Source organism: Ravibacter arvi (assembly GCF_039540405.1).
GTDB classification, from domain to species: Bacteria; Bacteroidota; Bacteroidia; order Cytophagales; family Spirosomataceae; genus Ravibacter; species Ravibacter arvi.
Map to the genome: position 1 here is coordinate 101580 of NZ_BAABEY010000018.1, position 19232 is coordinate 120811.

Sequence of the window (19232 nt, forward strand, 5' to 3'; positions counted from 1 at the left end):
AGCTATAAGCTGGTCAGTTCCTTGAAACGGATAGTCTGGCGGCGCGAAATCTCAATTTTATCGCCCCCCTGCAGGGTTACCAGCAAACCGCCGCTGAACCAGGGCTCTATTTTATCGACCCATGCCAGGTTGATAATGTGCTTGCGGTTGGCGCGGAAAAATGCCTGCTGGTCGAGCCGTTCCTCCAGGCTGTTCAGCGATTTCAGGACCAACGGTTTCTGATCGTCAAAATACAAACGCACATAATTGCCCATTGATTCGAACAGGCGTACCTTCGACAGCTTTACAAACCAGCAACGGTCACCATCTTTCACAAAGACCTGGTCATCCTGTCCGAGGATCTTTTCGGTACGGTTTATTTCCGCCTTGGGTTGCCCGTCGCCCGCCGGGAAATTCTCTTCTATGCGACTGATCGCTTCTTTCAGTCTTTCCGTATCAATCGGTTTGAGCAGGTAGTCCAGCGCATTGTATTCAAATGCCTTGATCGCATATTCATCAAAGGCGGTTGTAAATATTACATCCGGGGCGCTTCCTTTCAGCGCGCTCAGGAGCTCAAATCCGTTCCTGCCCGGCATCTGTATGTCCAGGAAGAGTAATTCCGGTTCCAACTCTTCTATCAGCTGCAGTGCCTCGTCGGCATTTGCTGCTTCCCCTACAATCTCTATTTTCGGGAACTCCTGCAACAATCGCCGGAGTTCAATTCTGGCAAGCCGTTCGTCGTCTACAATCAGGGTTTTCATGTGTATAAAAGTTTTTAGCTGTTAGGAGTGAGGTCAAAGGCGTGCCGAACTGATTATTTACAGACCGGATCAGGCACTGTGAAAGCCCCGCGACTCATGGCTATTTCTTGATAAATTGTTTTTAGATCAGTTGGTTGGGTACCGGTAAATTTCAGGATATGCTTTTGGAAATCAATGGAATGTTGAGCTCAACAGAAACCTCGTTTTCGGTGAGTTGGAAAATTTCTACGCGTGCGTCTACCCCATACAAGAGAGAAAGCCGTTCGGCCGTATTTTTTAACCCGATGCCGCTGGAATCATTTGACTCCAATACACCTGAATTTACAATGGAAACCGTCAGTACGTCTTCTTTCACTGAAGTGGTCACGTCAATATTTCCCCCGGAAACAATCTTGGAAACACCGTGCTTGACACCGTTTTCTACTAATGTCTGGAGCATCATGGGCGGTACCTGGCAGAAAAGCGAGGCCGGATCGGCGCGCACCGAAAACTGAAGACGGTCTTCATACCGGATTTTCTCCAGGTTCAGGTAATCCTCAACCGTCTTAAGCTCTTCCCGCAAATCAACTGTCTTGCGGCGGTCTACCAGCAGCGAATTTCTCAGGATATTGGACAACTGCGTGATACCTAACTGGGCTTTTTCCGGGTTTTCAACAATCAGTGCCCTGATGCTGTTGAGGGCATTGAATGTAAAATGCGGGTTAAGCTGAGACCGCAATACCTTGGCTTCTGCTTCACGGATAGACGTTTTGAACATAATTCTTTCCAGGTCAGACAAACGGTGCTGCTCCACGTAATGGTAGATCGTATAAGACAATACCCAGGTGAGCATAAGCTTGCACCAGTTGGCCAGGTAACCCCAAAAGACAAAAGGCTGGTTGGCCAGGTTGTCTGCGAGGATCTGCTTATCGATCGGATGGTTGAAAATCGTCATAACCGTGCCCAAAACTGCGACCGACAAGCCTACCCGGATGCTTAACCGCGAAAGCGGCAGGTTGCTCCAGCTCCATTTTTGAACAATGAGCCGGTAGAAGTGCGTCAGGATAATCGCCATCAGGATATTGGCGACGGTCATAAAGAAGTCGGAGAGTTCGAAGCCGTATTGCAGCGCATAAGGAACGTATTCGAACGCCATAGCGCCCGTCCAGCCCACTATTTGCAACAACCAGTATAAGCGAGTTTTTGTCATCAAAATACCTCAGACACACTTTTTGTACCTTCTGGTTGCAAATGTAGCAATTTTCAGAGCGGACGCCCCTGTGGTAATACACCGGAGGAACGTGGACCTTATCAAAGGTCGATTTGTGTTTTGATCTGTCCCGGCATTTCTAGCCCGATACGTGGAGGGTCAACAAATGCGTGATATCATTGGTTAGCAGCACTTCAAATTGATTCCTGTCGGGGTAGTATTCCAGCTTATAGAGACAGAGGTTGTTATGAGGATATTTGTCCATTTGGTCGAGCGACTCATCCAGCAGCGTTGCCAGTAGAATCCGCATGGCCCGGCCATGTGTTGCGATGAGAATATTTCGCTCGTGGCTTTTGGAAAGAATGTGTTCTATAACCGGAAGCTGGCGGCTCTGAACCTGGATCGGACTTTCTCCACCTTCAAGGGCCTGGTTGACCCGGCCTTCTTTCCAGTCATGTAAAATCGACTTATACGCATTGTCCTCCCCGAAAGTATGCGCCGTACCCTCGTAGATCCCCCAGGAGATTTCGTTGAGGCCGGCCATAGGCTGATGGGGAATTCCTGATTGGATAAACCTGGCTACGGATTGCTGAGTCCTCACCAATGCCGAGGTATAAATCTTGTCAAAAGGCACGTGACCGTAAGCATCGTAGAAGGCATCGGCCTGCGCTTTGCCCATTTCATTTAATTCGGCGTCGATCCCGCTCCCCTGCACCACGCTTCTGCGATTGTAATCGGTTTCACCGTGACGTATCAGAAAAATAGTTTTTCTTCTCAAATTTGTATTATTTTAATAATAAATTTAGAGAAATTCAAAAATTTCACCTAGATTGGCGATGTAAATTTAACATTTTTTAGATAATGTTCACAACGAAACCAACTTTGGATGCACTGAATGCAATGAGTGAAGGTACCATTGCCGGCCATATCGGAATCGTTTTTACAGAGGTTGGCGAAGACTACCTGGTGGCAAAAATGCCCGTTGACAGCAGGACGATGCAGCCCATGAGGCTGCTTCACGGCGGGGCATCGGTAGTGCTGGCAGAAACGCTGGGCAGCGTAGCGTCCTACCTGTGTCTGCAGGACCCGGAAAAGCAAAGGGCGGTCGGGCTGGAGATAAACGCAAATCACGTTCGCGCTGCGCATAATGGTGACGTTTTTGGAAAGGTAACGCCCATCCACCTTGGCCGCACCACCCATATCTGGGAGATACGTATCGCTACAGCAGAAGGAAAGCTGGTTTGTATCAGCAGGCTGACGGTCGCGATTCTGTCTTGAAAACCAGAAGCTTAGCGGTAGACCGAATTTATTGGTTAGTAATTTTGTTCAAAAGGCCTGGTAAGTAGTAGTCGTCATCAATTTTGAAAAGCGATTACAAATGTTAACAAATGTTATCCAAGTCTGAATATGGAAAACACGTCCTCCCCGGTGGCGTTAATATATTTAGATTTGCGAAACTCGTATTGGTATTAGATGGTCCATGATGAGAATAACGCGCTAGAAGCCAGTACTTCGTTAGCGACTAAAACAATTGGAGCAGAATTTATCTGGGAAGCCGCCCTGGCTTTCGGGCATCCTGTAGCCATTTGGAGGCTCCCCGAAACCGACAACGTGCGGTTAATTGTCTCCGAAGAAATGCTTCCCGCTGAAGTAATTCCTGATTTAGAGAAGTTGCCGTCCGGCTTCCTGATGGCGCCTTTCAGCGGGAATGTCCTTTTCCTGGAGGGCAGCCTGTCCGTTTCCTTTTCAATCAGGCATCCGTTTGTTGCTGCGGCTGTGGGGGAAACCGGGCATTTTTCTGAACCGCTGTTCGAGAAAGCCGCGGCCCTGCAGTCTGCCGCAGCAGAAAGTATCCCGGAAAACAAGCTGCTTCCCAGGATGCCGGAAGGGCTTGCGGAACGCTACAAACGTATTGTGCAACTGGGAGCGGATGCGGTCCGGCAGGGCGAACTTTTTAAAGTGGTTCTGTCGAGAACGAAATCATTTGACATGGTGCCGGGCTTTAGTTTGGTGCGTGCGTTTTTGAAGCTGGAAGCGGTTTATCCGACTGCTTTCGTTTCGATGGTTAGCCTGCCCCATCTTGGAGAGGTATGGCTGGGGGCATCGCCCGAGTTGCTCGTGGGAGTAAAGAAACGACGCTTCTTCCGGACGGTAGCCCTGGCCGGAACCCAGTCCGCCAAAGACGCGGCCGGGCAGCTGAAGCCCAAATCAAAAGTACTCTGGAGTGAGAAAGAAATTGAAGAACAGGCGATTGTGAGCCGGTATATCATTGAGTGCTTTAAAAAAATCAGGCTTCGGGAATATCGTGAAACGGGGCCGAAGTCGTCGAAAGCAGGCAATCTCTACCATTTGAAGTCCGATTTCGAAGTAGATCTTGAAGCGGTGAACTTTCCTGAACTCGGTTCTGTGATGCTGCGTTTGCTGCACCCTACCTCGGCGGTTTGCGGTATGCCCAAGGAGCAGGCGCTCCACCTCATCGCGACACTGGAAGGCTATGACCGGGCTTTCTACAGCGGCTACTGGGGGCCGGTAAATGTGGACGAAAATACCGACCTTTTTGTGAACCTCAGAACGCTGAAAGTGAATGGTGATGTTATGACGTTGTTTGCGGGAGCAGGCATTACGGCCGATTCAATCCCGGAAGACGAATGGTTGGAAACCGAGCTGAAATGTGACACGCTGCTGGGTGTTATTGACCCGAGTGTCAGTTTTTTAAATTAATCTTGTCAAAAAGACAGTATTCCAGGAGCATGTCCGTCGTTCTTTTGCCGTAACCCAATTAAATTACCCTTAGCTGAAACTATGAAAATAGAAGTACTGCTCGCCATGATCCCGATCGGATTGGTGGCGTGCACGGAGAAAAAAGACACTTTTAAGCAAAACAACCAATCGCCGCCGATTGTGGATGTGGTGGTAGCGCAAACCAATAATTTGGCGGCTACCATAGAACTGAACGGTTCGATCGTTTCAAACGAGTTTGTTCAGCTCATGCCGGAAACCAGCGGGAGACTGATTTTTCTTAATGTACCAGAGGGAAAAGTGGTAAGCAAGGGAACCGTGATTGCGCGGATCAACGATGCGGATCTACAGGCGCAGTTGAGAAAGACGCAGGTTCAGCTGGATATGGCTGAGCTCTCGGAAGAACGCCTCAGAAAACTCCTAGCTGTAAATGGTGTTAACCAGGCCGATTTCGACCTGGCGCAGAACCAGGTAAACAGTCTCAAGGCAGACCTGGAAATAACCAAAGCCCTGATTGACAAAACCGTTGTGACGGCCCCTTTTACCGGGCGTGTCGGGCTGCGGCAGATTAGCGAAGGAGCGTTTGTGACCTCGTCGACGGTGATTGCTACCATGCAGGAAACCAACCAGTTGAAGGTTGACTTCAATGTTCCCGAAGAATATATAGCGTATATCAAAGTCGGTACAATGGTCGACGTGGAAGTGGATAAAGCGGAAGGGGTGACGATCCAGGCCCGTATCGTGGCGACAGAGCCGCAGGTGGATGTTACTTCCCGGAACATTACCGTACGTGCCGTACTGCAGAAGAATACCGTCAGCCCGGGGGCATTTGCCAAAGTCTACCTGCACCAGGGCGACGTCCGCAGGGTGATCCAGATTCCGGCCAACAGCATTATCCCCGAGGCGAAGGCCAAGAAGGTAATACTGGTTAGAAACGGGAAGGCAGAACAGGTGGAAGTGGAAACCGGGGTGCGCCAGGCCAGCCTGGTCGAAATTACCCGGGGCGTATCTGCGGGAGATACCGTAGTGGTGAGCGGCGTGCTTTTTGCACGGGCCGGCCGGCCGGTAAAAGTGCGGGATGTAAAAGGTCTGGATGCCTTTGCTGAAAAGACCTTGTGATATGAATGCGGCCCGAATTTTCTTAAACCTAACTTTTTTATAGACGAGAGCCATGAATATATCTGAGTTGTCTATCAAGCGACCGGTATTGGCAATCGTGATGAATCTCGCGATTGTGCTCTTCGGCGGAATCGGGTATTCCTACCTTTCCCTGAGAGATTATCCGGCGGTAGACCCGCCTACCGTCAACGTGAGAACCAGTTACGTAGGCGCCAATGCCGATATTATTGAAAGCCAGATTACAGAGCCCCTGGAAAAAGCCATAAACGGGATTCAGGGAATCCGGAGTATAACTTCTACCAGCCAGATTGGCTCCAGCTACATCACAGTGGAGTTTAACCTGGAGGTGCCGCTCGAAGAGGCGGCGAATGATGTGCGCGATAAGGTGAGCCAGGCACTGCGGAATCTTCCCCAGGATATTGACGCCCCGCCTGTTGTGGTAAAATCGGACGCCAACAGTGACTTTATCCTGATGCTGGCCATCCAAAGCCCGACCAAAGGGCTTATGGAGCTGAGCGATTACGCAGAGAACGTCTTGCAGCAAAGGCTGCAAACCATTAACGGCGTGAGCGCGGTTAACATATTCGGGCAAAAGAAATACGCCATGCGTATCTGGCTGCTGCCTGACAAGATGAACGCGTACAATGTATCTTTTAACGATATCAGCCGCATTCTGACTGCTGAAAACGTGGAAATGCCCGCGGGGAAAATTTACGGCGACAATACCGAGCTTACGATCCGGACCATGGGACGGCTCACGACAGAAGAAGATTTCAATAAACTGATCGTGCGCGACGACGCCTCAATGGGGATAATACGCCTGGAAAACGTGGCTAAAGTAGAATTGGGGCCTGAAATGGAGGAGCAGTCGTGGAAATTCAATGAAGTTTATTCGGTGGGCCTTGCAGTGGTCCCGCAGCCGGGAGCCAACTATGTGAAAATATCGGAGGAGTTCAACAAAAGGCTTGCGGAAATTACCGAGTCCAATAAGTCCGACATTACTTTTAACGTACTGATCGACAATACCCGCCTGGTGAAGCAGAGTATCGAGGAAGTGGAGGAAACGCTGGTGATTGCTTTTATCCTGGTAGTAATGGTAATCCTCTTCTTTTTCAGGGATTTCGTTATAGCGATCCGGCCGCTGATTGACATCCCGATCTCGCTTATCGGCACGTTTTTCATCATGTACCTCGCAGGCTTCTCCCTGAATATCCTGACGCTCCTCGGGATTGTGTTGGCTACCGGGCTCGTAGTGGACGATGGAATTGTGGTAACAGAAAATATCTTCCGTAAGCTGGAAGAGGGGATGCCGATCCGGAAAGCGGCCATAGAAGGCAGTAAGGAGATTTTTTTCGCCGTTATTTCGACGTCAATTACCCTTGCCGTAGTTTTTCTCCCGGTTATTTTCCTGGAAGGTTTCGTCGGGAGCCTCTTCCGTGAATTCGGTGTCGTTTTGGCTGCTGCAGTGCTTATTTCGGCCTTTGTCTCGCTCACACTTACACCTGTTCTTAACGTATACCTGCACAGGAAAAACACCGGGAACGGATGGGTCTACAAGAAAACCGAGCCTTTTTTTGAAGGGATGGAGAATGGCTACAACCGCATGTTGAAAGGCTTTATGCGGGTACGCTGGATGGCTTGGGTGATTGTCCTGGGTTGTGCGGGGCTTATCTATTTTACCTACACCCACCTGCAAAGCGAGCTGGCGCCGATGGAAGACCGTAGCTCCATCCGGTTTACGCTGACCGCGCCGGAGGGAACCAGCTACGTGGAAATGCAGAGTATTTCGGATCAGCTCACCCAATACCTGAATGATTCAATACCTGAGCGCGACTTTGTCTTCTCGTCTACGCCAAGCATGCGCAGCACCGGCGCCAACAGCGGTATGGCGCGCATCGGGCTCGTGCCGGCCAATGAAAGGATCAAGTCGCAGAATGATATTGCAAACGATATTAACAGGAAATTGAAGGATTTCAACGGGGCGCGTATTTTTGCAGCCCAGGAACAGACCATTTCCGTCGGCCTTGGCTCCCGGGGCGCCCTGCCCATTCAGTTTATTCTACAGAATCTTGACTTTCAGAAACTTGCCGAAGTGATCCCGGTTTTTCTTGAAGAGGCGTCCAACGACCCCACATTCGGTAATGTGGATGTAAACCTGAAATTCAACAAGCCGGAGCTGAACATTGAAATCGACCGGATTAAAGCACGCGACCTGGGCCTGTCTACGGCTGACATTGCCGCAACTATCCAGGGCGCTTTCAGTGGCCGTCGCCTTGCCTATTTTATCATGAATGGCATGCAGTACCAGGTAATTGGCCAGGTAGAACATTCTGACCGTACCGTTCCGGAGGATATTTCGAAACTGTATGTCCGTAATAATCGCGGACAGAATATCCCCTTGATGTCGGTTGTGAAGATAGAAGAAGCCAGCGGTCCGCCAACGCTTTATCGTTACAACCGTTACAAGAGCGCCACCATTTCGGCGTCGCTGGCAGAAGGGAAAACGATAGGCGACGGGGTGAATGCCATGCGCGCCATATCGGCGCGGGTGCTTGACGAAAGTTTCCAGACTTCGCTCTCCGGCCCGTCACGCGATTTCGAGGAAAGTTCTTCCAATACGCTTTTCGCTTTTTCACTGGCACTTGTGCTCATTTACCTGGTTTTGGCCGCACAGTTTGAGAGTTTCCGGGATCCGCTGACGATCATGCTGACTGTACCGCTGGCGTTGGCAGGGGCGCTCACTACGCTCTATTTATTGGGTCATACCATCAATATCTTCTCGCAGATCGGGATGATCATGCTGGTGGGGCTGGTTACCAAGAACGGGATATTGATTGTGGAGTTCACCAACCAGAAAAGGGAGGCCGGCATCCCCATGCGCCGAGCTGTGGTGGAAGCGGCTACACAACGCCTGCGGCCCATTCTGATGACCACGCTGGCTACCGCGTTCGGCGCCTTGCCTATTGCCATAGGTTTCGGCGCTGCGGCAACCAGCCGGGTTCCCCTGGGGGTGGTCATCGTCGGCGGGTTGGCTTTTTCGCTGATTCTGACCCTGTTTGTCATACCGGCGGTATATACTTTTATCTCCGGGAAGGATAAACCTCACCATGAAGAGAAAACTCAATTAGAACCGGAACTGGCCGTATAGTGGCCGGAAAGACAGGGCGTTTTATGAATTTGAAAATTATTGGGAAAGCCGGTATTGGTTTGATTGCCGGTTTTTGTTCGCATAGCCTGAGCGCACAGGATAGTACTGCGGTTGATTTAAGAAATGCGATCGAGACCGCGCTGAAGAATAGCCTCGAAATAAGTATTGCCAAAAATGAAGTGGAAGCCCGCACGCTCCTGAACCATTACGGGGTGGCAGGTGGTTTGCCCGGCGTGGCCGCGACGATCAGCAATACCGAACAGGTGATGAACATACACCAGCGTTTGCAGAATGGCACGAATATTGAGCGGGCCGGTGCTGCCGGAAATAACCTTTCGGCCGGCCTGGCAGGCTCTATGGTACTGTACAACGGCCACAGAATTGTGTCTACCAAAAAACGCTTGGAGCAATTGCAACAGCAAGGCGAAGAGTTGCTGGTCGCTAATATCCAGAACTTGATTGCCGACGTGTCGACCGCCTACTACGATATTGTCAGGCAACAAAGTTACGTGAAGACCATCCGCCAGTCCATTCTGGCCTCTGAAAAAAGGTTGGAAGTACTGGAAACGCGCAGGTCAGCGGGAATGGCCAATAACGCCGATGTTTTTCAGGCCCAGATTGACATCAATACCGCCAACCAGTTGCTGATGAACCAGATGCTGGTGGTGGAAGTAGCGAAAGCCGAGTTACTCCGCCTGATGACGGTCGATCCGGGCACCCGTCTGGCCGTGTCTGATACAATTGTTGTTTCCAGGGATGTGTCCCTGGAAGCCATACTGGAACGACTGCCGGCAAACACCAATATTAAAGCCGCTGATAACCAGATAAGGGTCAATGAGTTGATTCAAAAGGAGATATCGGCTCAGCGGTACCCCACGGTTCGCTTAAATGCGGGGCTGAATTACAGCCGGGTCCAGAGCGCAGCAGGTTTTAACCTTCTGAACCAGTCGTACGGCCCCAATATAGGTCTTAGCCTTGCCGTACCGATTTACAACGGCAATGCGTACAAAAGGCAGCAGGACGCAGCAGCCGTCGATGTAAAAACGGCCAGGAAGCAGAAAGAGATATTGGAAAGGGATTTCCGTGCCGATGTGTACAAGACCTACCATGCTTATCAGAATGCATTGAAGCAGCTTGAGACGGAAACCAGGAACTACCGCCTCACTCAGGACCTTCTTAACCTGACAATGCAGCGCTTTGAGTTAATCCAGGCAACCATTATTGATGTACGTGAGGCCCAGAAAAGCTTTGAAGACGCCGGGTACCGGCTTGTCAACCTGAGCTATGCGGCTAAGGCAGCTGAGATTTCGCTGCAGCGCATCGCGAATCAGTTGAACTAGATTTTTTCCCGGTTGGGTCTTTTGACAACGGATAAAGTGCTTTTATTAGGAAGCTGGGCAAAACCTATGGTATCTTTGCGGATAGTTCCGGTTTTAAATTAATCCTGTAGTAAAAAGCCTATGTTGTTTTTGGGAAAGTACAATGAACTCACCATTGAGCGCCTGACCAGTGTGGGGCTCTACCTGAGTGAACCGGAAGGAGCCGAGGTATTGCTTCCGAACAAGTATGTTACCGAGGACATGCAGGTGGGAGAAACTACCAGGGTTTTTGTCTACAAGGACTCTGAGGACCGTCCTGTTGCAACCACCCAGACGCCGAAGCTTCTCCGGAACGAATTCGGATATTTAGCCGTAAAAGAGGTCAACAGCTATGGGGCTTTCCTGGACTGGGGCTTGGAAAAGGATCTTTTTGTTCCCTATAGCGAGCAGGTGACGCCAATGCGTGCCGGTGAGTCCTATATCGTTTTTCTTTACCTGGATCGTAGGACAGATCGCCTGTTGGCCACGGCAAAATGGCGGCAGAACCTGGACAATGAGCGCTTGCTTGTGCAGGAAGGCGACGAGGTAGAGTTGCTGGTGGCGGAAAGAACCGACCTGGGGTACAACGTCATTATCAATAATTACCACATTGGGCTGGTCTTTTACAATGATGTCTTCAAGAAAGTAACCGTAGGCCAGCGTACTACCGGTTATGTCAGGACCATACGCGACGGGAATAAGATTGATGTTTCGCTGGAAAAAATCGGTTATGAAAAAACCGAAGGCCACGCAGATCGGATTTACGAGCTCCTGAAATCAAACGGCGGGTTTCTCGCTCTGAACGACACAAGCAGCCCCGAGGAGATTGAGCGCGCGCTTGAGATGAGTAAAAAGAACTTCAAAAAAGCGATAGGCGGCCTTTACAAAAAGGGTGTCATAACGCTGGAGCAGGAGGGGATCCGGCTTGTACGTTAACGTATATTGTTGTCTCCACCGGTATCATTTTCCTGATTAGAAAGCCACGAATTCACGAATGAAAAAAGCCAGATTCGTGAATTCGTGGCTAACCTCAGTGGGAAATCCCTCCGCTACGGCAGGGATGACGGGGTCAAAACTACGCGAGGTCGCGGCCGCCGTTTAGTTTCTCCTGTAAAACCTCAAGCTCCTCCCATTTGTCGTCTCTTGCCAGCGCGGCCTGCTCGGGCCAGGTCTGCGGATCGTGAATCCGGAACCGCGGGCCCGCATTTTGCAGGATTTCGGCGATTACTTCGGCTTTGGTATCTGCGAGCTGGCTGAACTGGTAGATGCCTGCGCTGTTCAACAATTTTTCAATCTTGGGTCCGATACCTTCCACCACTTTCAGGTCGTCCCTGGAAATAGGAGTGTCGGCCTGCAATGCTGCAGCCTTTATACCTCCGGAAGCGGGCGCCTGGCGGGCCTTACATTCGTCCAGGTCTGCTTCTTTGGAAACCAGGACTTGTTCAAGCTGTTCACGCTGGCCTTTTGTGATCCAGCGTCCGATCATATACCCTATCAGGGCTGCTATCAGCAGTATTATGACCATTTCCGGGATGGCCACCGTAGTTGACAGGGGAGTAAGTTCCAATAATATCATATCTCAATTGGTTGAATAATTGATCAGTTTGACGATTGTTTTACGGCTCCACTCCGCCATCCAGCTCTTCCTGCCACTTTTCCAGCTCTGCCCATTTGCCTTCATGCGCCAGTTTGGATTGGGCCGGCCAGGTGCTGGGATCGTGAATTTGAAAGGCCGGGCCGGCTTTGTCGAGAATCTCACGCAGTGAAACGGCGGAGGCAGCGCTCAGTTGCGCAAAATTTTTGATCCCTGCAGCATTGAGCAGTCTCTCGATTTTAGGCCCTATTCCCTCAATGAGCTTTAGATCGTCGGTTCTTGTCAGCGCTGCCACAATCAGGTCGGGCTGCACTACAACCAGGCTTTTTCTGCATTTTTCAAGCTCAACGCCTAAACGAGCGAGGTGATCTTCGATCTTGTTAATTGCCGACATGCCCTGACGGTAGCCGATGATGTAGCCTAAAACTGCCGACACCAAAATCATGAGCAGGTGTTGCCACCAGGCGTCTAACAAGTTGTGCGGATTTAAATCAAACATAGTCTTGTTATATTTTGGTTATTGTGAGACAACAATAGAAACCCTTCTGTTAGCGGCTTTCCCGTCGGGTGTATCATTAGACGCCTTGGGCTGCGTTTGCCCCTTGGCAGTAACCATGATCTGGCTCTCGGGGATGCCGAATTTCACCAGCACATCCCGTACCGATTCGGCCCTGCCTTGTGACAGCTTCAGGTTGGCACCGGCGTTTCCTACGTTGTCGGTATGACCTGTCAGTGTGAGCTTTTTATCCTTATTCTGTGCAAGAAACAGCTTTGCTTCCTCCAGGAATCTTTGGTTGTCACCGGTTTCTATGTAGTTGGTACTTCCCGTGTTGAAATACAGGTCCAGCGGTTTAAAGATGTCCTGGAACTTTTGCTCCTCCGCCAGGTTGTTTTCAGTAAGGGTCAGCGCGTCGATAAAGGTGTGGTCGATGCCGCCCCAGACGGAATCACGGATAAAAACAAGATCATCCGTAAGCCTGCTTTTTGTCGAAAAAATTGAAGCCGGTATACCTTTGCCAACATAGTAGGCTTTTACCGCCTCGGCACGTGCAATGCCCAGATCGGGAAAACTGCTGGTGTTCGTTTCGCTGCCCGCGTACAGGCCGGTGATAATAAGCCTTTTATCGGGCAGGCTTTTGAGGTAGCCACCTACAGAATCGAGTACGGCGCCCAGGCCTTCGGTATTCACCTGGTGCCCTGATTTGGCAAACGAAAAATTGGTGGGAGCGGTGAGCATAAGTGCTGCACCGTCCATTACGTGCAACGGGGGGATGGCTGGTGTGACCTCCGCTTCCGCAACGGGGGCAGGATCGTGGCAGAGGAGTTTGATTTTGCAAACATGCCACCAGGTTGACCCGGCGATCCAAACTACCAGTAGCGCGATCCAGACAGAATTACTGCTATTCATAGTGCAATGGAATGTGTTAGTGAGAGGTTATAAATTTTCGGAAGTTAATAATTATGTAATTTCGATCGTTAGTATACGTCGTTTTTTTTGGGATAAAAAAAAGCTGCAATTGCAGCTTTTTAATTTTACAGTATTTTCATAAATCCTTAACGGTTCATTGAGATCAGGAACTCTTCGTTGTTCCTTGTACCTCGCATGTTGGTCAACAGGAAGTCCATTGCTTCTACCGGGTTCATATCGGCCATATGCTTTCTCAGGACCCAAACTTTTTGAAGTGTTTCCTTGTCCAGGAGCAGGTCTTCTCTGCGGGTTCCGGAGGTCATTACGTCGATAGCCGGGAATACGCGCTTGTTGGATAGCTTCCGGTCAAGTTGCAGTTCCATATTACCGGTTCCTTTGAATTCCTCGAAAATAACCTCATCCATCCTGGATCCGGTCTCGATCAGTGCGGTTGCGATAATGGTCAGCGAACCACCGTTCTCGACATTCCGGGCGGCGCCGAAGAAACGTTTCGGGCGATGAAGCGCGTTCGCATCCACACCACCTGAAAGTATTTTCCCGGATGAAGGTACTACGGTATTATAGGCGCGTGCCAATCTCGTGATCGAATCCAGGAGAATCACTACGTCATGCCCGCATTCTACCATGCGCTTGGCTTTCTCGAGCACAATGCTGGATACCTTTACGTGGCGATCGGCCTGTTCGTCGAACGTCGAGGAAATTACTTCTGCCCGCACACTGCGCTGCATGTCCGTTACCTCTTCCGGGCGTTCGTCGATCAGCAGAATAATAAGGTAAACTTCGGGGTGGTTGCGGGTAATGGCGTTGGCTACTTCCTTCAGCAGTACCGTTTTGCCTGTTTTGGGTTGTGCTACGATCATCCCGCGCTGGCCTTTCCCGATGGGGGCAAAGAGGTCCAGTATCCGGGTGGAGTACAAGTCCGGTTTGGAGCTGAGGTTGAGCCGTTCCTCCGGGAAAAGCGGTGTCAGGTATTCAAACGGAATACGGTCTCTGATTTCTTCCGTGGTTTTTCCGTTGACCGTTTCCACACGCAGTAAAGCGAAATATTTTTCCCCGTCTTTCGGCGGACGAATTTGCCCTTTGATCGTATCGCCGGTCTTCAGGCCGAAAAGCTTGATCTGAGACGGAGACACATAAATGTCATCGGGACTGGCGAGGTAATTGTAGTCGGCAGAGCGCATAAAGCCGTAGCTCCCGTCCTGCATGATTTCAAGTACGCCTTCGTTTACGATCAGGCCGTCGAATTCCCTGACGTAGTTGTTATAGTTTTTCTTGATCTTGCCCGCGTATTCTTCCCGGTTACGTTCACCGTCGTTTTTATTGGCCTGGTGAGGTTGCTTGGCTGTTTTGGAAACGGCTTCTTCTGCAGGCGATTCCGGAGCCTCGGCAACGGCGCTGCCGGCTTCCAGCTCCTCGTCACTGTATAAGTCAAAATTATCAATCATCTCGGGCGCTTCCAGCGAATCCAGGAAATCGATCCCGGCTTCCTGCTCATCCATACTCGGCGCCTCTTCTGGTATTTCCGGTACTGCGGCGGAAACCCGTGCCGGTTTGGCCTTGGTATCACGGCGGAACGGCTCGGCTGCGGCGGGGATTTCGGTACGATGGCTGGTAGCGACCGGAGCGGAAACTTCGCCCGCACCTTTGTTGATTCTTGTTCTCTTTCTTTTTGCACCACTTTCCTCCTGGGCAACCGGTTCTGTTACCGGCCGCGGTTCGCGGGCTGCTTTAGGCGCAGGCGCCACTGACGGGGCCGGCTCAACACGTGTTTCAGGTTCTTTGACTGGTGCGGGTATATTTTCGTTTTGTTTTTCCAGTATTTTCAGGGCAATTTCTTTCTTGGAGAGCCCTTTGTAATTAAAAATACCAAAGGATTCAGCAATTTCTTTTAACTCAGAAAGGAGTTTCAGATTCAAATCATCTATGGAGAACATACAATGCAGTTGGGCGTTCGCTACGGAGCCCTGTATAATGGAATAATATTGAAAATTATTGGGGGAAAACGTGCCGAATCAAGCAGCTGATTGCGCTATTGGCAAAAGCCATGGAATAACATCAAGTATGAGAATCGGTAATTAAGTAAGAACAGGAATTGCTAGAGACAAGCCACCTCTTTGATGCGAGGTTCTGTTTGCAAAGGTAAATAAAAAATTAAAAAAACAAACCGGAAGTAGCATTTTTCAAGATAAAAATTGAGTTTTGCGTCGCATTTATATGAACCTGGCGATCGATTCCGGAAATACCTATTCAAAAATAGGATGGTTTGATGAAAACCGTCTGGTCCGGTATGTGACCGGCCTGCGTTTCGACGAGATGGTAGCGGCGGTCAGTAAAGAGCCGGGCGAAAAGATCATTTTCTCTTCCGTAAGTTATTCTCCGGATGATTTTCGGAGCGCACTGCAACTAAATGTCCCGGTTCTGCGTCTTAGCAACAGTACGCCGATGCCGATTGGGGTAAGCTATGAAACCCCGCAAACGCTGGGTGTGGACAGGCTTGCCGCTGCGGCCGGAGCCAACAGCCTTTTTCCTGGGTCTGATCTTATTGTTATTGATGCAGGAACCTGCATTACGTATGATCTGATAGATGCGGAAGGGGTTTTTCAGGGGGGCGCCATCGCACCGGGGCTGAAGATGCGGTTGAAGGCCATGCATCACTTTACAAAGCGCCTGCCGCTTATAGAAGAGCCGCAAGAGGCCGGTCTGATCGGTAAAAGTACTGTTAAAGCCATGCAAAGCGGTGCCGTAAACGGAATGGCCAGGGAGATAGAAGGTATGATAGGAGCTTACAGGGAGCAGTACGAAGACGCAAGGGTTTTGATGTGCGGCGGAGACGTTTCGTTCTTTGAAAGTCGTCTCAAACTCCCCATATTTGCAGTCCCGGAGCTGGTACTCATAGGGTTGAACAGAATATTACAATATAATGACGTTTGAAGTTAGAAGTTTTAAGTATGGTCTGAGCTGTTTTTTCGTCCTGGCTGGACTGGCTGGTGTGACCACCGGTTTCGGACAGGGAATGGGAAATTCGCCTTATTCTATACTCGGTTTGGGGGACTTGCAGGGTACCGCCTTCTCAATTAATGAAGCAACCGGTGGGGCAGGAGTAGCTGCTACCTACGGGATGCAGGTCAGCGGCCTTAACCCGGCACTGGCCGTGAGAAACCGCTTCACTGCTTTCGAATTTGCGGGATCTGCGCAATTCAAGGATACAAGGGCACCGGGCGCCCACCAAAAGACACTGGCCGCCAATATTTCGCACCTGGTCCTTTCATTCCCGATTAAACATTACTGGACTTCAGCAGTCTCGATAAAGCCTTATTCCTATGTAGACTATAACACTGCAGCGCGGAATATCGTAGCCGGAACCAATTACCCGAGCGTATATAGCTTCTATGGAAAGGGCGCGCTTAACCGGGTGGCCTGGACCAACGGCTTTGCCATTGGTAAATATATAAACGTCGGCGTCGATATTGTTTATCTTTTCGGCAACATACAGAAGTCAAGTGAGCTTTCTTTGATTACCGGCAGCCCCAGTGACAATACCGCCGGGATCAGGGAACAGTTGAACCTGAAGAATATTACCGGACGGGGCGGCCTTGCCGTCAGGCTGCCGCTTAAAAAGGATAAAATGTTTCTGAACCTGGGCGGTACCTATACCTACGGGAATTCCCTGCATGCAAGGCGGACGACATTTTATGAGCTGACTCAAAATTCATTTCCCGTTCCGGGCCATGCTACCGATACCCTGCTGAACAATAAAAAGGGTTCGGTCCAGATGCCGAGCCAGTTCCGCGTCGGAGCAAGCTTTGAAATGCCTTTTAATCTTTTGCTTTCCGCAGATTATGAATATTCTGACTGGGCTGCCTTCCGGCCGTTCGGAAACCCGGAGAGTAGGCAGGTAGCCAGTACCGGCAGGTTCTACGTGGGTGCCGATTACATTCCCAAAGCCCGTTCACAGCGTTATTTCGATCTTATATCCTACCGTGCCGGTTTTAATTTCGGCCCGAGCTATTATGCGCCGGGCGGAAGCCAAATTAACGAAACTGCCATAACGGCCGGTTTAGGGCTACCGGTTGGCCGTGACGGAGCAAGTACGTTAAGCCTTGCCTTTACCGGCGGGGAGCGTGGTACGATCTCGGCCAATTCTATCAGGGAACGGTATCTCCGTATGACGGTTGCGTGGGCATTCGGAGACCGTTGGTTCCAGAAACCCCGCCTGGATTAGCGAAGGTCCGTGGAAAACGGAAATGCCCAATGTCAGGAAAAGGCGCACCACTTCCAGGAATAATGAAATATGCAATGCTCATTGCGGGCATTGCATTTCTCTTTTGGAGCTGCCGCCAGGAAGAGAAGAAAGCGTTCAAACGGTACGATGGCCCGCAGGAAGAAATCTACGATGTCGGGGTTAAATACAGTGAAAAGGGTAGGGTCAGCGTAGAAATGAAAACCCCGGTTCAGTTGCGGTATCTGAATGGCGACAAGGTTTTTCCGGACTCCGTTAATATTGTTTTTTTTGACTCGCTGGGCACCCGTATCACAACCATCCGCTCGGACTCCGGCCGGTTTGACAATGCTAAAAATATCTATACCGTGATTGGTAAGGTGGTGGTCGTCAACTCGGTGAAACAGGAGTATTTGTATACGTCGGAACTGAACTGGAACCCGGGCACGCAGAAAGTCTACAACGATAAGCCCAATAAAATTATCAGGCGGCAGACCTCCAGTATTCTGAACGGTACCGGGCTGGACGCGCGGCAGGACTTTTCGGTGATGTCGCTCCGAAAGGTTAACGGAGTAGTAAAAATGGAGTAGTTCCCGGGCACGGTCTTCTTAGCGGAGATCCGATTGCTTGAAATCCCGAAGTGTCTTCTTCACTGTGTCAATGGGGGTGTAACTCGTTTCTTTTCCCCATTTGTTATAGACATAGGTAGTGATTTCCGCTATATCAAGTTCCTGTAACCCCGGATTTGCCGGCATAGGCCTGTTGTACGAGACGCCGTTGACCGTAATTTCTCCTTCCAGGCCGTGTTTTACAATTTGAATAAAGCGTTTTTTATCCCCCGGGAAATGAAGCGGCGGATAAAGGTTGGCCATACCTTCACCATTTGCCTGGTGACAGTTGGCACAGTAAACGCCGTAAAGGCGCTCTCCTTCCACAAAATATTGCTCACGTTTTATAGCCTCGCGGGATATGCAGCCGAACACCGAGGCAACCGATAAGGCAAGCATCCAATTGACCGGAACTTTCACTTTTTCTCGTATTCTTTACGCAAAACTTCAATATCACTAATTAGCTGCGCGACCTTCTTATCGTCGGTTCCGTCGTACACACCCCGCACATGCTTGTCCTTGTCTACCAGCGTGAACGCGCCGCTGTGAATAAAGCCGCCGGGTGCGCTGCCTTCTTCATTGGCAGCCACGAAATACCGCTGGGCAATCCCGTAGATATCCGCTTTCTGCCCCGTAAGAAACAGCCACTGATCACCGGATACGCCCAGATCGGTAGCGTATTTCAGCAATACCTGCGGGGTGTCATGTACCGGGTCAATGGTGTGCGATAGGATGGCGACATCCGGTTTGTCTTGTATGGCCTTGAACACTTTCAGCATGTTCTTCTTCATGACGGGACAAATGGTCGGGCAGGACGTAAAAAAGAAGTCCGCAACAAAGATTTTACCCTCGACCTGCTTCTCCGTAATGGAGTCGCCATGCTGGCTGACAAAGGAAAAGCCCGGAATCTGGTGATAAATGGTGTCGGTAACTGTTTTCCCGTCTATTACTTTTTCCACCCAGTCGCGTTCGCCGAGGATAGGGAGCTTTTTGTCACCACTGCCGGTACAGCCGGCCAGAAGTACCGCACCGATACCTATCGGCACCACAAATTTTTTTAAAGCGGTAATCATGATATAAAATGTCCGG

At 50.3% G+C, this 19232-nt stretch carries 18 protein-coding genes; 9 read left to right on the forward strand and 9 right to left on the reverse strand.

Translation table 11 applies throughout. The annotated features are described in order from the left end of the window. Positions 1-2: 2 nt before the first annotated feature. The 3 genes from ABD852_RS08845 to ABD852_RS08855 all read right to left on the reverse strand — a co-directional run bounded on the left by ABD852_RS08845 (position 3) and on the right by ABD852_RS08855 (position 2707). The gene (locus tag ABD852_RS08845; RefSeq protein ID WP_345027978.1) at positions 3-740 is read right to left on the reverse strand and encodes a LytR/AlgR family response regulator transcription factor; all 738 of its coding nucleotides are present in this window, start codon (positions 738-740) and stop codon (positions 3-5) included. Positions 741-891: 151 nt separating this feature from the next. Beyond that, a complete protein-coding gene (locus tag ABD852_RS08850; RefSeq protein WP_345027979.1) occupies positions 892-1905 on the reverse strand; it encodes a sensor histidine kinase in 1014 nt (337 codons plus the stop codon). A 163-nt stretch (positions 1906-2068) separates the two neighbouring features. Beyond that, positions 2069-2707: a histidine phosphatase family protein gene (locus ABD852_RS08855; protein WP_345027981.1), complete on the reverse strand. Its 639-nt coding sequence runs from the start codon at positions 2705-2707 to the stop codon at positions 2069-2071. A gap of 83 nt (positions 2708-2790) precedes the next feature. Here ABD852_RS08855 and ABD852_RS08860 point away from each other — a divergent pair, with 83 nt between their 5' ends. The 6 genes from ABD852_RS08860 (at position 2791) to ABD852_RS08885 (ending at position 11229) form a co-directional block, all read left to right on the forward strand. Beyond that, complete coding sequence (locus tag ABD852_RS08860; protein ID WP_345027982.1) at positions 2791-3207, forward strand: hotdog fold thioesterase; 417 nt, start codon at positions 2791-2793, stop codon at positions 3205-3207. A gap of 195 nt (positions 3208-3402) precedes the next feature. After that, entirely contained in the window at positions 3403-4650 is a 1248-nt protein-coding gene (locus ABD852_RS08865; RefSeq protein WP_345027983.1) for a chorismate-binding protein, read from the forward strand. A gap of 81 nt (positions 4651-4731) precedes the next feature. Next, positions 4732-5787, forward strand: coding sequence for an efflux RND transporter periplasmic adaptor subunit (locus ABD852_RS08870; RefSeq protein ID WP_345027984.1), 1056 nt, complete (start codon positions 4732-4734; stop codon positions 5785-5787). A 52-nt stretch (positions 5788-5839) separates the two neighbouring features. Beyond that, complete coding sequence (locus ABD852_RS08875; RefSeq protein ID WP_345027985.1) at positions 5840-8935, forward strand: efflux RND transporter permease subunit; 3096 nt, start codon at positions 5840-5842, stop codon at positions 8933-8935. A 23-nt stretch (positions 8936-8958) separates the two neighbouring features. Further along, positions 8959-10275 carry a TolC family protein gene (locus tag ABD852_RS08880; RefSeq protein WP_345027986.1) on the forward strand — a complete coding sequence of 439 codons (1317 nt, stop codon included), beginning with the start codon at positions 8959-8961 and terminating at the stop codon, positions 10273-10275. Positions 10276-10395: 120 nt separating this feature from the next. Further along, positions 10396-11229: a CvfB family protein gene (locus ABD852_RS08885; RefSeq protein ID WP_345027987.1), complete on the forward strand. Its 834-nt coding sequence runs from the start codon at positions 10396-10398 to the stop codon at positions 11227-11229. Positions 11230-11368: 139 nt separating this feature from the next. On the opposite strand, the gene ABD852_RS08890 is transcribed toward ABD852_RS08885, so the two are convergent. From ABD852_RS08890 to rho, 4 genes are all read right to left on the reverse strand, one after another. After that, on the reverse strand, positions 11369-11869 hold the full coding sequence (locus tag ABD852_RS08890) for a hypothetical protein (protein ID WP_345027988.1): 501 nt from the start codon (positions 11867-11869) through the stop codon (positions 11369-11371). Positions 11870-11909: 40 nt separating this feature from the next. Beyond that, on the reverse strand, positions 11910-12386 hold the full coding sequence (locus tag ABD852_RS08895; RefSeq protein ID WP_345027989.1) for a hypothetical protein: 477 nt from the start codon (positions 12384-12386) through the stop codon (positions 11910-11912). Positions 12387-12404: 18 nt separating this feature from the next. Further along, positions 12405-13295, reverse strand: a complete 891-nt coding sequence (locus ABD852_RS08900) for an OmpA family protein (RefSeq protein ID WP_345027990.1) — start codon at positions 13293-13295, stop codon at positions 12405-12407. Between the two features lie 146 nt (positions 13296-13441). Beyond that, positions 13442-15250 carry a transcription termination factor Rho gene (rho, locus tag ABD852_RS08905; RefSeq protein ID WP_345027991.1) on the reverse strand — a complete coding sequence of 603 codons (1809 nt, stop codon included), beginning with the start codon at positions 15248-15250 and terminating at the stop codon, positions 13442-13444. Positions 15251-15515: 265 nt separating this feature from the next. On the opposite strand from rho, the gene ABD852_RS08910 reads away from it, so the two are divergent. The 3 genes from ABD852_RS08910 (at position 15516) to lptC (ending at position 18125) form a co-directional block, all read left to right on the forward strand. After that, positions 15516-16247 carry a type III pantothenate kinase gene (locus ABD852_RS08910; protein ID WP_345027992.1) on the forward strand — a complete coding sequence of 244 codons (732 nt, stop codon included), beginning with the start codon at positions 15516-15518 and terminating at the stop codon, positions 16245-16247. Then, complete coding sequence (bamG, locus tag ABD852_RS08915) at positions 16237-17538, forward strand: BamG family beta-barrel-assembly machinery protein (RefSeq protein ID WP_345027994.1); 1302 nt, start codon at positions 16237-16239, stop codon at positions 17536-17538. Before ABD852_RS08910 ends, bamG begins: the two co-directional genes overlap by 11 nt. Before the next feature lie 62 nt (positions 17539-17600). Further along, positions 17601-18125, forward strand: a complete 525-nt coding sequence (gene lptC / locus ABD852_RS08920) for an LPS export ABC transporter periplasmic protein LptC (RefSeq protein ID WP_345027995.1) — start codon at positions 17601-17603, stop codon at positions 18123-18125. Between the two features lie 18 nt (positions 18126-18143). Here the strand turns inward: lptC and ABD852_RS08925 are convergent, their stop codons facing one another. Next, complete coding sequence (locus ABD852_RS08925; RefSeq protein ID WP_345027996.1) at positions 18144-18563, reverse strand: c-type cytochrome; 420 nt, start codon at positions 18561-18563, stop codon at positions 18144-18146. Next, on the reverse strand, positions 18560-19216 hold the full coding sequence (locus tag ABD852_RS08930; protein ID WP_345027997.1) for an SCO family protein: 657 nt from the start codon (positions 19214-19216) through the stop codon (positions 18560-18562). The genes ABD852_RS08925 and ABD852_RS08930 overlap by 4 nt, the downstream gene beginning before the upstream one ends. Positions 19217-19232: the final 16 nt, after the last annotated feature.